This window comes from Prevotellamassilia timonensis (assembly GCF_021531665.1).
Lineage (GTDB): Bacteria > Bacteroidota > Bacteroidia > Bacteroidales > Bacteroidaceae > Alloprevotella.
Genome location: NZ_JADYUH010000011.1, coordinates 1 through 13,595 on the forward strand (window position 1 = coordinate 1; position 13,595 = coordinate 13,595).

Genomic DNA, 13,595 nt, shown 5'->3' on the forward strand with positions numbered 1-13,595 from the left:
AAGAGCTTGCTCTTATAAGACCAAAACGGAAGCATCACAGCAGCGGCGCAGCCGCCATACTCTTCAAGGGGTTGTCTTGGTTTTTGTCTTTGCCCCTTTTTCTTTTTATCACTTTGTCTCTTCCTCTCTTTGTCTCTTCCTCTCTTTGACTCTTCCTCTCTTCTTCTCTTAGTCTCTTTGACTCTTAGTCTCTTTGACTCTTTGTCTCTTCGTCTTTTTGTCTTTTTGTCTCTTCGTCTTTTTGTCTCTTCGTCTTTTTGTCTCTTCGTCTTTTTTTTGAGTCCTGCTTCTTCGCTGTCGCGCAAAAAAAGAGCGACTGCCGCGCAGCCGCTCTATTATAATAAATGTGCTCGTTGGATTAGAACATGTAAGCCACAGAAACCATGAAGTTGCTGTTGTGAGGTTTGACGCCACTAATATCAAACACCTTAGTGATACCATATTCATAGCCGAGACCGATTTGGAATTTAGCATATTCCACACCGGCTTTTACGCCCCAACCAAATTCAAACTTGTTGACGTTGTCATAGTCAAAGAACTTCACGTCATAGTCGGCCACACCGGTACCTTCAAGTTTATCTTTACCGCAGATGCCATAAGCGAAGTAAGGACCGGTTTCACCGAAGATGCTCACTTTGTCACCCATCTTGAAACGATAACCGATGTGAATGGGCAATTCAAGGTAGCCCGGGTTCGAGGTTGCTTCGATGCTGCCTTCTTCTTTCTTATTACCCTTCTGAGAGAAGAGGAGAGCTGCACTACCGTAGAGGTTATCGGTGATGTTGTACTCAGCCTTAGCACCCACGTGGAAGCCAATGCGGGAATCCATTTCCATGTCAGTGATGTTGGAAACGTTCATACCGGCGGTAACACCAAAGCGGAAGTCACCCTTTTCCTGTGCGCTTGCAGTGAGAGCGAAGCAAGCAACTGCCAAAGTCAGAAAAAACTTTTTCATGTCTTTAAAATTTTAGTGTGAATACTGTGAGCTCAAATTGAACTCGTTTGAATCGATGCGACAAATGTGAGGAATAATCCTTAACAAACAAAACAAACTCCCACATTTGTGTAGAAAAATGCTATATTTTTAATGATTATTAATAAAACTCGTCTTCTAAGCCCTCCAAAAACCGTGTTTTCTTCAGACAAAAACTTTAGTAAGACGCCACAGCATGTTCATTTTCAGAGAGAAACACCATTTTTGTGCATAAGTTGCAAAAATCGGGGTATAATGTGCAGGATTTAAGCATAGTGTACATTTCTTTGTTTTTTTGAAGTAGTGTCTTCCGGAAATCGGGCATACGCAGCGCACATCTAAGCCGGTGTCGGCTTCGCTGCGGTATAGTAGTGTAAGGGAACGTATCAAGAATGGTGTTGAAGATTTCATGTGGGTATTTTCATTTAGTGTTTTTTGTTGAAGGCGAATAGCGAGCCATACATATATATAAGTAGCATAAAATCCTTGTAAACCCTACACAAAGCCCTATATCTTATCTGTATCTTGCTGATTCTCCGCACGTTGTACTGTGTAGGGTTTGAACCAAAAATCCTACACAAAACCTACATGGAACCCTACATGGGAACTAAGAGTCTAAGAGTCTAAGAGACTAAGAGTCAAAGAGGCGGGGCCTACCCCAACCCCTCCCTAAAGGGAAGGGCTTTGTTGCGGCACTGATGCACCGCACATGGGGGCTTTTGGGGAGACTAAGAGACAAAGAGTCAAAAAGTCAAAGAGACAAAGAGACTAAGAGAGGAAGAGTGGGAGGGAGGAAGGGAAAGAAAAATTAGGGGAAGGCTAGGAAAAACTATGGGAAGGCTAAGAAAAACTATGGGAAGGCTAAGAAAAACTATGGGAAGGCAAATAAAAATTTGAGGAAGGCAAATAAAAATTTGAGGAAGGGAAAGAAAAATTTGAAGAAGGCAAAATGAAATTTGAGGAAGGCAAATTAAAATTTGAGGAAGGGAAATTAAAATTTGAGGAAGGGAAATTTTAACCGGGTGCGCTCCTAGTTTTTCCTGGGTGCGCTCCTAGTTTTACTTAGGTGCGCTCCTAATTTTTCCTGGGTGCGCTCCTAGTTTTTCCTGGGTGCGCTCCTAGTTTTTCCTGGGTGCGCTCCTAGCAAGAAATGTTTCTCCATTAATGCCCGTTAATTGTCTCATTAAATGTCTCATTAATTCTGATTCTGAACAGTCATGTTCAAAAATCAATTCATGGTCAATTCGTGAACAATTCATGAACATTCATGTTTCAAAAAGACGGTCCCTTCGTCTTTCATCCTTTCGTTTTCGGCGGTTCTGTCGCCCAAAACGGCGGATTAAGTTTATTTAATACTCGCCCCGCACACGTAGCCAACTCGCTAAAAACCAAAGACTTAAAGAAAAGACACTTTTGACTCCAGATTTTTGAGTCAAGGGAAACCACTAAGACTCAAAACGTTAGGCGCAAAATCAGCCCAATATTTTGCTCACTTTCCCGCCGACCCTACACTCCACACGCCGCCCGAAACTGACCCTACATACTCCGCCGCGAAACCCTGCACTATGTAGGCTTTCATGTAGGATTTGCCGACCCAACCCTACACAACACACGCCGCTGATAATCAAATTTTAAGCCCGCTTTGTGTAGGATTTGCTGAGAGTGTATAAACCCCTTGAAAACCGTATAGGTCGGAAAGCCGAAAACGCGCGTTTGCGCGCGAATCCTACTTACTTTTTCAAGTTGTGCGGTTTTTGTCGTTATGATGACAGTAATTTAAGACTTCTTGACAAATGGGCAAAAGAAAATAGTGGGCAAAAAACTTGCATTCGCCTTTTTCGGAACGTATATTTGCAAACGGGTTCGGGTAGTATGAATCTCCGTTCCAATAGGCTTGTTACTCCAAAGGATTCATCTTGACGCTTCGGTCAAGACAGGGTGAGGTATTACCTTTTCCGAACGGTTTCCGAACGCCTTTCTCAGACGGTTTCCACATACTACTCCGAACCACTCAGTTCCGTAACAAATAAAAATATATACCTATATGAAAACAAAGAATTTAAAAGTCCTTTTGGCGAAGAGACTGATCAAGGACATCTTCGTAAATCTCGGGGAACTCTGCGCGTTGATGGCGAAGGGTCCCCTCCCGATGAGAAAGAAATACGAGTGGCAGAACCCCGACTTCTTCGCCACCCCTCCGGCATCGCATGTGCAGAATGTACAAGAAATGCAAGACGCACAAGAACAGCAGGTAGCGCAGGCAGCACAGGCTGTCACTCAGCCTCAAAAAGCCGCTCATACTCAGAAACTCGCTCAGCCTCAAAAAGCCCCTCAGGCACAAGACGTATCAAAGAAAAAAGCCGGACGCACGGCAGATTTCTACGTACGCCCGAGTCAGGTGAAGGAAGTGATTGAGGCACAGTGGGACGTGCGCTGCAACGCCACGAACTTCGCACCCGAAGCGCGCCGCAAAGGAGAAGACGCACCCTTCAGAGTCATGGACGAGCGACTCCAAAACTCCATCATCTGGAGCGTACAAGAAATATATCCCAACTGCTACCGCAGCCTCGTGGACGGCTATATCCGCTCGGAGGAAGTACCCCTCTACTTCCCCCTGCGAGACTACCTCCGTGCCCTCCCCGCCTGGGACGGTCGCGACCGCGTCGGAGAACTCGCGGCGCGTATCTCCTCGGATGAACTTTGGAACACGGTGTTCCGCCGCTGGCTGCGCGGCGCAGTCAAGGGCTGGCTCGGCGAAGAAGAAAGCGCGGATGTCTATGATTGTCAGATTGCTCCGCTGCTGGTCAGTGAGCGCCAGGGACTCGGCAAGAGTACGTTCTGCCGCATGCTCCTGCCGAAGAAACTACGCGCCTACTATACCGATAAATTTGACCTCACCTCCGACGCCCATTCCGAGAAACTGTTGGTGGAATATGCGCTGATCAGTATGGACGAGTTTGACCGCTATTCCGAGCGTCAGATGGCTACGCTGAAGAACCTCATGCAACTGACGGAGGTACGGGTGAAGCCGCCGCGCAGCCGTGTGTACAGACTGATGCGCCGCATGGCAGCCTTCATCGGTACGTCAAACATGACCGAACTGTTGACCGACCCGACGGGTTCGCGCCGCTTCTTCTGCCAGATGGTGGAGGCACCGATTAGTCGCGAGGCGATAGACCACGACCAACTCTATGCACAGGTCATGGCGGAGTTGGCGGCGGGTCAGCCGACCTTCTTCTCCAAAGAGGAGGAGGCTGAGATAGAAGAACATAACCGCACCTTCTACCGCCAGTCCCCGTTAGCGGAAGCGTTCCACAAGTCGTTCATGATGGGGGAAGGCTCAGAGGCTACGCAATGGCTGTCCGCCACCGAAATCTTCGAGACCTTGAAGCGCGAATCCCCGCGTGCGCTGCAGGGCGTGAAGATAGCGGGCATGGGTCGCCAGCTCCGCCACCTGGGCGTACTGAAGAAGCGCACCGCGAAGGGCGTGTTCTACTGTGTCAGCCGGAAGCAGGTGGCGACGGTTTGAACGAGAAGACCCGCCTTTCTGAACCGCCTTTTTGCAGCGCCTTTTTGGAACATGAATGTTCATAAATTGATTCATTAAAAAGCCATCAATTTGTTTTTGAACACGAATTGAACACAAATTGTTCACGAATTGAACAGAATTAATGGGACAATTAATGAGGCAATTAATGGGCATTAATGGAGAAAAATTCTTGTTTTTGGAACACGAATTGTTCAGAAATTGAACGAATGAATGAAAGACAAAAACTGGAAAAACCCCTTGCGCTTGATGCAAACGGCTCTGACGAGCCTTTGATGCTGTGCCGGCTGGAAATTCCCGAGCAAGCTCCGGATTTTCAGCCTGCCACATCATCCCCCTGTCGGGTTGCATCCATCGCAAGGCGATAAACAAAACCTTTTCCCGGCAGGAACCGCATCTTATCTGTGAACTCATCAGGTGCAAAGCTGCAGCGACTGAGCCGCAGTAAGGCGGAGTAGGTGGCGAATTCATCGCACTACCATTGAACGGTTTATTTGCATCTTATCTGTGAATTCATCAAGTGCAAAACCGTAGCGACTGAGCTGCAGTAAGGCGGAGTAGGTGGCGAATTCATCGTGCTACCATTGAACGGTTTATTTCTGTTTATCGCCTTGAAGAGAATGGCAGCCTTCTGAAAGAAGGCACGGGGGATGCTGTCGGTTGGGCGTTAAGAGCTTGCTCTTATAAGACCAAAACGGAAGCATCACAGCAGCGGCGCAGCCGCCATACTTTTCAAGGGGTTTTCTTGGTTTTTGTCTTTGCCCCTTTTTCTTTTTATCACTTTGTCTCTTCCTCTCTTAGTCTCTTTGACTCTTAGTCTCTTTGTCTTTTTGACTCTTAGTCTCTTAGTCTCTTCGATTAACGAGACAATTAATGGGCATTAATGGAGAAAAATTCTTGTTTTTGGAACACGAATTGTTCGCGAAATGTGTTTTGCCGTGACAGCAAAAGTTTTTGGAGAAAAAATGGTGAGTTTATGTCTTTGCACAAGACGCAAAAAAGAGGACTGCAACGCGGTGTGTGCGTCACAATCCTCTTGGAGTCTTTTCATGTCATCAAAACCTGAGGCGGTTTTGATGAGAGGTTCAAACTTTAGTCAGCCAATTTGGCTTTGATGAACTCGCGGTTGAGGCGAGCGATGTTGGCGATGCTTTCGTTCTTCGGGCAGACAGCTTCGCAAGCACGAGTGTTGGTGCAGTTACCGAAACCGAGTTCGTCCATCTTGGCAACCATTGCCTTGGCACGCTTGGCAGCTTCGGGACGACCCTGAGGAAGGAGTGCGAACTGACTCACCTTGGAGCTGACGAACAGCATGGCAGAACCGTTTTTGCAGGCAGCCACGCAAGCGCCGCAGCCGATGCAGGTGGCGCAGTCCATGGCTTCGTCGGCATCCTGCTTGGGAATGAGGATGGCGTTGGCATCCTGAGGAGCACCGGTGCGAACGGTGACATAACCGCCAGCAGCCTGGATTTTGTCAAATGCGGAACGATCGACCATGCAGTCTTTGATGACAGGGAATGCAGCGGAGCGCCAGGGTTCCACGGTGATGACGTCGCCATCGTTGAAACGGCGCATGTAGAGCTGACAGGTGGTGGCACCGGTTTCTGTCTTGCCGTGGGGCGTGCCGTTGATGTAGAGGGAGCACATACCGCAGATTCCTTCACGGCAGTCGTGGTCAAAGACGAAGGGTTCTTTGCCCTCTTCAATCAGTTCCTCGTTGAGGATGTCGAGCATCTCGAGGAAGGAAGTGTCGTCGGGAATGTTGTGCATTTCGCGTGATTCAAAATGACCCGCATCCTTAGGACCGTTCTGCTTCCAGTATTTGATGGTAAAGCTTATGTTTTTAGCCATTGTGATAGTCTTGTTAAAAATTACGTTGGAAATAAGGGAACTCTAATTAGCTCTTGTAGTTACGGGTCTTGACTTCAATGGCCTCGTATTTGAGCGGCTCAGTGTATTTGACGGGGTCTTTGTCGTCGCCCTGGAATTCCCAGCAGCTGACATAGAAGCAGTTTTTGTCGTCGCGTGCGGCTTCACCTTCTTCCGTCTGATGTTCTTCGCGGAAGTGACCTCCACAGGATTCTTCACGATGGAGTGCATCGATGGCGATGAGCTGACCCATGGTGATGAAGTCGTTGAGGCGGAGAGCCTTGTCGAGTTCAATGTTCACACCATTGAGTTCAGGAATGAAGAGGTTGGTCTCAAATTCCTTGCGAATTTCCTTGAGGCGCTTGAGTGCGGTTTCAAGACTTTCCTTGGTGCGAGCCATGCCGACATATTCCCACATGACGTGACCGAGTTCCTTGTGGATGGAGTCAACGGATTTCTTTCCCTTGATGCCCATGAGGTGAGCAATGCGGTCGTTGACTGCTTTCTCGGTCTGCTCAAATTCGGGCAGGTCGGTGGAGAAGCGGGGAACGGTGATTTGGTCGCTGAGATAGTTCTGGATGGTGTAGGGAAGCACGAAGTAGCCGTCGGCGAGACCCTGCATGAGGGCGGAAGCACCGAGGCGGTTGGCACCGTGGTCAGAGAAGTTACATTCACCGATGGCGAAGAGGCCGGGGATGTTGGTGGAGAGTTCGTAATCTACCCAAAGACCGCCCATGGTGTAGTGGATGGCGGGGTAAATCATCATCGGGTTGTAGTACTTCACTCCATCCACTTCTTTTGCGAGTTCTCCGGGGTTCACGTCAGTGATTTCTTCATACATGTCGAAGAGGTTGCCGTAGCGCTGGAGGACTTGGTCAATTCCGAGGCGGTTGATGGCTTCGGAGAAGTCGAGGAAGACGGCGAGACCGGTGTTGTTCACGCCGAAGCCTGCGTCGCAGCGCTCTTTGGCAGCGCGGCTTGCCACGTCACGGGGAACGAGGTTACCGAAGGCGGGATAGCGGCGTTCGAGATAGTAGTCACGGTCTTCTTCGGGGATGTCACTTCCTTTGATTTCGCCGTTCTGGAGTTTCTTGGCGTCTTCAAGTTTCTTGGGCACCCAAATGCGTCCGTCGTTGCGGAGAGACTCAGACATGAGGGTGAGTTTGGATTGCTTGTCGCCGTGAACGGGAATACAAGTCGGGTGAATCTGCACATAGGCAGGGTTGGCGAAGTAGGCACCTTTGCGATAGGCGGCGATGGCAGCGGAGCAGTTGCAACCCATGGCGTTGGTGGAGAGGAAGTAGGTGTTGCCATAACCACCGGTGGCGAGGACAACGGCGTGAGCGGCGAAGCGTTCGAGTTTTCCGTTGACGAGGTTACGTGCGATGATGCCTCGAGCGCGACCGTCGATGATGACTACGTCCTGCATTTCATAGCGGCAGTAGAGTTTCACGGTGCCTGCGTTCACCTGGCACATGAGTGCGGAGTAGGCGCCGAGGAGGAGCTGCTGTCCGGTCTGTCCTTTTGCGTAGAACGTACGGCTCACCTGCACACCACCGAAGGAGCGGTTGGCGAGGAGACCGCCATATTCGCGAGCGAAGGGAACGCCCTGAGCGACACACTGGTCGATGATGTTGGCGCTGACTTCGGCGAGACGATAGACGTTGGCTTCGCGAGCACGATAGTCACCACCTTTGACGGTGTCGTAGAAGAGACGATAGATGGAGTCGCCGTCGTTCTGATAGTTCTTTGCAGCGTTGATACCACCCTGTGCGGCGATGGAGTGAGCGCGGCGGGGAGAATCCTGGATGCAGAAGTTGAGCACGTGGAAGCCCATTTCGCCGAGAGAAGCAGCGGCAGAGGCGCCGGCAAGTCCCGTACCAACCACGATGATGTCAAGTTTACGCTTGTTGGCGGGGTTCACTAACTTCTGGTGGGCTTTATAGTTGGTCCATTTTTGAGAAATAGGGCCTTCGGGTATTTTGGAGTCAATCATTGTGAGAAATGTGTTAATAAGGTTGTCTCGGGTCGGCTGCTTTCCTCGGATTGAAAAGACGAGGGTGTCAGCCTTGAACCAAAAAAATTAGGCAGCGCAGCATCCTCCGCAGAATGCGAAAGCCAAAGCCACTGCCACAAAGATGAGCATCAGAATGCTGACATAGATGTTACCGATGACGCGCCAACGGTTGAACCAGATTTTGCCGCTCCAACCGAGAGTCTGAAGTGCGCTCCAGAAACCGTGAGTGAGGTGGAACCAGAGAGCAGCGAACCAAACGAGATAGAGCACGGTGAAGACCGGATTTTTGAAGGTGTAGGCAATCATGGCTGCACCGTCGGATGCGCTTTGCACTTCGTTGATGAAGGGCATGCCCCCATTGACGAGTTCAGCGAACATCATGTTATACCAGAAGTTGTAGAGGTGGAGCACCATGCCGAGCACGACAATGATTCCGAGCACCAACATGTTTTGAGAAGCCCATTCCACTTTTTCGGGCTTGCTGGTCACTGCGTACTTGCTAACGCCGCGGGCTTTGCGGTTTTGAAGCGTCAGCACGATGGCGTAGATGAAGTGAATGGCTACCAAAACGGCGAGGCCGATGGTGGCAACCACAGCGTACCAGTTTGCACCAAGCATTTCACAGACTGTGTTGTAGCTTTCACCGTCGAAAAGCACCACCAGGTTCATGCAAGCGTGGAACGTGAGGAACAGGATAAGCGCTATGCCGGTCACCGACATAATCACTTTCCGTCCGATGGATGAATTAGTTAACCACATAGAAAGATTTTGAATTAAGTTGATATTGAGATTGTATAAATATTTCTCTTCTTCTCGTCTCTTTTGCTTCGGAATTTGTCTTTTCCGCTTCCCAAAAAAGAAAAAAGAAATGTTATTGCTGCAAAAATATAGGTTTTTGCGTCGCGGACAAAACAAACTGCCCTTTTTCTTTGAGGACAAAGGGGTCTGAGAGGGGTTTAGCGTCTGCCGAAGAAGGAAGGTCGTCTTGTCGCGGAGGCAGTTTTTTGAGCCGTTGAATTGATTTCAGGATAGGCGATGCGGGTATGGTAGATGGTTTTGAGGTTTTCCACCAGCACTCGCTTGGCATCGGCGATGTCACGGAAGGTGATGGGACATTCCTTGAAATAGCCTTCACTGACTTGTCCGTCCACAATTTTGTTCACCAGCGCGGTGATGCTTTCTTCAGAGAAGTCCTTGAGAGAACGGGAGGTGGCTTCCACGGCGTCACACATCATGACGATGGCCTGTTCGCGAGTGAAGGGGTTGGGACCGGGATATTGGAAGATGCCCTGCTCCGGTTCCTCCTCGGGATGTTTGTTCTTCCACTGCACATAGAAGTAGCGAGTCAGGGAGCGACCGTGATGGGTGCGGATGAAGTCTTTGATGACTTTGGGAAGATGATATTTGTCTGCGAGGCGGAGTCCTTCGTTGACGTGACTGATGATGATGTGGGCGGACTGCTCCTCGGTCAGTTCGTCGTGGGGATTGACGCCGGACTGATTTTCCGTGAAAAAAGCGGGATTGAAAAGTTTTCCGATGTCATGGTACATGGCTCCGGTTCTTGCGAGTTGTGGTTTCGCCCCAATCTTGTCCGCCACCTCTGCGGAGAGGTTAGCGACTTGCAGCGAGTGGATGAAGGTGCCCTGCGCCACTTTTGACATTCGGCGGAGCACGGTGTTATTCGTGTTGGAGAGTTCAATGAGCGTCACGCCGGAAGTGAAGCCAAACATCTTTTCGATGAGATAGAGCAACGGATAAGCAAAAAGCAAACAAACGCCGTTGATGGCTATGTAGATGTAGAGACTGGCATCTAAATGCTCAAGGTCAATGCCTTGGGAAAACTCATATCCCAACAAAACCAATTCGGAAGTGAGCGTGACAAACAAGGCGACGCGCAGAAGTTGCGAGCGTTCCGTCAATTCTCGTAACGCACCGATGGCGGTGGAACCGGCAACAAACTGGATGAGCACAAACTCATAACTGGAATGAAGAGCAAAGCCGCTGAGCAGGGAACTTGCCACCAACGACACGAATGCCGTGCGGGAATCCAAAAAGATGCGCACAAAAATAGGAATCATGGCGTAGGGGACCAGATAGATGTTCAAGTACTTTTGGTCCACCATGATGAAAGTGATGAGCGGAAAGATGGTGATGAGCGACACAAGCAACCAGACGGAATGTGGCGAGTGAAGATAGTCGCGACGGAAGAGGCGAAGATATGCCACCACGGCAGCAAAGATGCAGCTGACGAAAATGAGTTGTCCAATCAAGGTTATCCAAAAGCCTTCGTTGGGGTCATTGCGGCGCACGGTTTCGCTTTCATAAGATTGAAGGATGCGGAACTGCTCTGCTGACACAATTTCACCTCGATCTATGATGCGCTGACCGCTTTGCACGATGCCCGAGGCGGGCGAGACGGAAGAGAGCACGTCTTCTCTCGCTGCGTTCGTCTTCGTCGTGTCAACCACAAGATTCGGTTCAAGATATTGATTCAAATTGCATTGCGCCACCATCTCGCGAGGAAAATGGATGGTGTCTGAACTCATGATGTATTCGTAGGCAGAGCGATTGGAATAGAGTTCTGCCAGTTCGCAGCCGTTGGCTTCTGTTCCTTTGAGAAGTTTGATGCCGGGTGTGCGCTGCTGCGCCATGGCAGCGAGTTCTTCGGAGTCCAGGATTCCTGCCTCATAAACCCTTGAAAGCATTTGCTCGACGTGGTGGAAGCAAGCGGCATTCACATTGCCCAATTTGTTCCGCACATAGTCGGAACGGAATTGCTTAAGACGGTTCCTTCCCACGTTTTCATCTTTTTGATAGAACGGCATGAAATCTTTTAGCGCGCTGTCTTTTTCGGCACGCACTTCCTCTGCCGACTTGTAGATGGGGAAGTCAAAGGTGGCGATGAGGGAGTTGTAGCGCCAGGGACGACCTTGCTCATACTCGTAACCAAACTTTGTTTCACGAGGCATGAACCACATAAGCAAAGCAACAGCGGCGCACACGCTAATCATCAGCGTGGCACGACTCTCAATCCGTGATTCTGAAGGGTTGGCAGGCATAGACTTGGGATTTTGAATGCTATATATAATATGGTGTGGGCAGGAGGCAAGTGCCCCTCAAGCATCCACGTGGCAACGAGGTTTGAACGAAATACAATGACGGTATGTCTCTACCTTGGGAGCCTGTGAAACGCTCTCTACTCTCTTCGCAGCGGATAGTTTCCTCTCCACTTTTCAAAGAGTTCGGGCTGATGAAGCAGACGCAGGTGATCAGCGGCGGGGTCATAGCGGCGCAGTGCTTCGGAAACTTGGTGACCTTCTCCCTCGGGGAAGTAGGCATAGTTTTTCGGAAGGGGTGGCGGAACGATGAGCCCAAACGCTTTTTCGTCAAGTCCGAAGAAGCGAGCGGTGGCAGAAAGTGCCATGCGGGTGCCGTTGGCTTTTCCGTCTGCACTGTAGCCCGCGATGTGCGGCGTGGCGATGAACACTTTTTGGAGGAGTTCGCGGTCCACGTAGGGTTCGTTTTCCCAAGTGTCAATGACGGCGGCAGAAAGAAGTTCATGGCGAAGTGCATCTTTCAGTGCTTCGGTCTCCACGACCTCGCCGCGGGAAGAGTTGATGAGCACGGGACGCCGCCGGAGTTTCTCAAAGAAGGCGGTGTCTGCAAGATGAAAAGTCGGATGTGCCGTTGGTTTTCGCGTGAGCGGCGTGTGGAAGGTGATGACGTCAGCAAGACGCGTCACTTCTTCCAATGAAACGAAGTCGCCACTTCCTTCTGCTTCTTCTCGTGGCGGGTCGCACAGCAGAATTTCTCCGAAACCCAGTCTTTGCGCCATCCTCACGACCCTGCTTCCCACATGTCCCACACCCACGACAGCCAAGCATTTGTCTGCAAAGAAACGTTCGGACAGTTTTTTGACAGAGAATGGGGCACTGACGGGCGTGGGCACACTGCCTTCTCCCTGCCAGCCGTGGAAAGCGAGTTGCAAGAGGGCGGTTTCCACATATTGTGCCACACTGTTGGCGTTGCAGCCCGGGCAATTCGTCCAAACGATTCCTTTTTCTGCCAAATATGCGGTGTCAATGTGGTCAAAACCAATGGTGGCTGAAGCGATGAACTTCACTTTGGAGTTTTCCAGCAGTTTTCGGTCGCAGCGGGTTCTTGTGCGCACAATCAGTGCGTCAGCCTCCCTGACGGTGGCAGCATCGATTTCTGCCCCCGGTTTGTAGATGACCTCACCGAGTTGTTCGGCGTGTCCTTTCATGAACGGGATTTGGGAGTCAATGACGAGTCGCATGAATCATTCCTTATTAAGAACTTTACTTAATCTTTGCCGTCTGCGGATTTCTCAGTCCGCGTGCTCCGGTGAGGAAAGCTTTGGCAGTACCGAAGTTGAGGTTCATGTCCAGACGCACGGGAATGTGGTTTTTGTCGTCGGTGATGTAGAACGTGACGATTTCCTTTTCTTTGCCGTTTTCTTTTTCAAGGAAGGAGAAAACGAGGCATCGATACGTGGTGGTGGTGTTTTCGATGGTGAAGTTTTTCTTCCCTTTATAGACAATGCTCTTCCACTCGCAGTGTCTGCCGTCTGCCATGAGGAAGTTGATTCTGTGACCCTTCTTCCATCCGGTGGCGTCGAAGGAGCGTGCTTTCTGCAGCATGCTAATCATGTCATAACTGCAATATTTGCTGGTGTGGCTACTCTTTATGGCAGGTTGCGTGTTCTTCTGATAGCGCATCTTCACGCTGCACTGTCCGTTGGGATAACTGTACCACACTTCATTTCTGCGATAGGTTCCTCCCTCGAGTGCTTTCTTGACGTAGTATTGCGGAACAAGGTCAAGGCTGGTGTATGCCATGAGGGTGTCTCTCATGACAAAGAGTTTGTCTGCTTTTTTGGAACCTCGGGTGATGAGGTAGGAACGCCAGGCGGGTTTGCCGTGATAGATGGTTTGTGTGGTGTTCATGGAAGCAGTTCCCACTTTCACCCACACGAATTTCCAGTTGAAGTAGAGGTCATAAATCAGCGTTTCTCCGCTTTTGAAGGCACTGTTGGGAGCGGAGCATTGTGCTTGTACCTCCGGAGCATGGATCAGGAAGAGGGTGGAGGCGAGCAGTGTGCAAACGAGCAAACTGCGTTGAAGGAGAGAGCGTTTGAGAGTCATGATGAATGTATTTTTCATGAGATT

8 protein-coding genes and 1 pseudogene are annotated in these 13,595 nt (G+C 50.0%); 1 reads left to right on the forward strand and 8 read right to left on the reverse strand.

The window, feature by feature from the left end; translation table 11 throughout:
- Together I6E40_RS03675 and I6E40_RS03680 are read right to left on the reverse strand one after the other, a co-directional pair.
- Positions 1 to 305 (reverse strand): annotated as a pseudogene (locus I6E40_RS03675) (hypothetical protein); the annotation flags it as partial.
- A 53-nt stretch (positions 306 to 358) separates the two neighbouring features.
- Positions 359 to 955 (reverse strand): porin family protein, encoded by a 597-nt coding sequence (locus I6E40_RS03680; RefSeq protein ID WP_235385555.1) that lies wholly within the window; start codon positions 953 to 955, stop codon positions 359 to 361.
- A gap of 2,062 nt (positions 956 to 3,017) precedes the next feature.
- On the opposite strand from I6E40_RS03680, the gene I6E40_RS03685 reads away from it, so the two are divergent.
- Positions 3,018 to 4,502: a VapE domain-containing protein gene (locus I6E40_RS03685; protein ID WP_235385556.1), complete on the forward strand. Its 1,485-nt coding sequence runs from the start codon at positions 3,018 to 3,020 to the stop codon at positions 4,500 to 4,502.
- A 1,110-nt stretch (positions 4,503 to 5,612) separates the two neighbouring features.
- Here the strand turns inward: I6E40_RS03685 and I6E40_RS03690 are convergent.
- From I6E40_RS03690 to I6E40_RS03715, 6 genes are all read right to left on the reverse strand, one after another.
- The gene (locus tag I6E40_RS03690) at positions 5,613 to 6,371 is read right to left on the reverse strand and encodes a succinate dehydrogenase/fumarate reductase iron-sulfur subunit (protein WP_235385557.1); all 759 of its coding nucleotides are present in this window, start codon (positions 6,369 to 6,371) and stop codon (positions 5,613 to 5,615) included.
- A 46-nt stretch (positions 6,372 to 6,417) separates the two neighbouring features.
- Positions 6,418 to 8,385, reverse strand: a complete 1,968-nt coding sequence (locus I6E40_RS03695) for a fumarate reductase/succinate dehydrogenase flavoprotein subunit (RefSeq protein WP_235385558.1) — start codon at positions 8,383 to 8,385, stop codon at positions 6,418 to 6,420.
- A gap of 87 nt (positions 8,386 to 8,472) precedes the next feature.
- Positions 8,473 to 9,165 carry a succinate dehydrogenase/fumarate reductase cytochrome b subunit gene (locus I6E40_RS03700; protein ID WP_235385559.1) on the reverse strand — a complete coding sequence of 231 codons (693 nt, stop codon included), beginning with the start codon at positions 9,163 to 9,165 and terminating at the stop codon, positions 8,473 to 8,475.
- Between the two features lie 197 nt (positions 9,166 to 9,362).
- Entirely contained in the window at positions 9,363 to 11,465 is a 2,103-nt protein-coding gene (locus I6E40_RS03705) for an HD family phosphohydrolase (protein ID WP_235385560.1), read from the reverse strand.
- 137 nt (positions 11,466 to 11,602) lie between these two features.
- Positions 11,603 to 12,703 (reverse strand): 4-phosphoerythronate dehydrogenase, encoded by a 1,101-nt coding sequence (locus I6E40_RS03710; protein ID WP_235385561.1) that lies wholly within the window; start codon positions 12,701 to 12,703, stop codon positions 11,603 to 11,605.
- A gap of 22 nt (positions 12,704 to 12,725) precedes the next feature.
- Complete coding sequence (locus I6E40_RS03715; RefSeq protein ID WP_235385562.1) at positions 12,726 to 13,589, reverse strand: DUF3108 domain-containing protein; 864 nt, start codon at positions 13,587 to 13,589, stop codon at positions 12,726 to 12,728.
- Positions 13,590 to 13,595 lie beyond the last annotated feature (6 nt).

What these genes read in the sequence shown, in the direction of transcription:
- I6E40_RS03680 (WP_235385555.1), bottom strand. Translation starts at nt 955, where the DNA reads ATGAAAAAGTTTTTTCTGACTTTGGCAGTTGCTTGCTTCGCTCTCACT.
- I6E40_RS03685 (WP_235385556.1), top strand. Translation starts at nt 3,018, where the DNA reads ATGAAAACAAAGAATTTAAAAGTCCTTTTGGCGAAGAGACTGATCAAG.
- I6E40_RS03690 (WP_235385557.1), bottom strand. Translation starts at nt 6,371, where the DNA reads ATGGCTAAAAACATAAGCTTTACCATCAAATACTGGAAGCAGAACGGT.
- I6E40_RS03695 (WP_235385558.1), bottom strand. Translation starts at nt 8,385, where the DNA reads ATGATTGACTCCAAAATACCCGAAGGCCCTATTTCTCAAAAATGGACC.
- I6E40_RS03700 (WP_235385559.1), bottom strand. Translation starts at nt 9,165, where the DNA reads ATGTGGTTAACTAATTCATCCATCGGACGGAAAGTGATTATGTCGGTG.
- I6E40_RS03705 (WP_235385560.1), bottom strand. Translation starts at nt 11,465, where the DNA reads ATGCCTGCCAACCCTTCAGAATCACGGATTGAGAGTCGTGCCACGCTG.
- I6E40_RS03710 (WP_235385561.1), bottom strand. Translation starts at nt 12,703, where the DNA reads ATGCGACTCGTCATTGACTCCCAAATCCCGTTCATGAAAGGACACGCC.
- I6E40_RS03715 (WP_235385562.1), bottom strand. Translation starts at nt 13,589, where the DNA reads ATGAAAAATACATTCATCATGACTCTCAAACGCTCTCTCCTTCAACGC.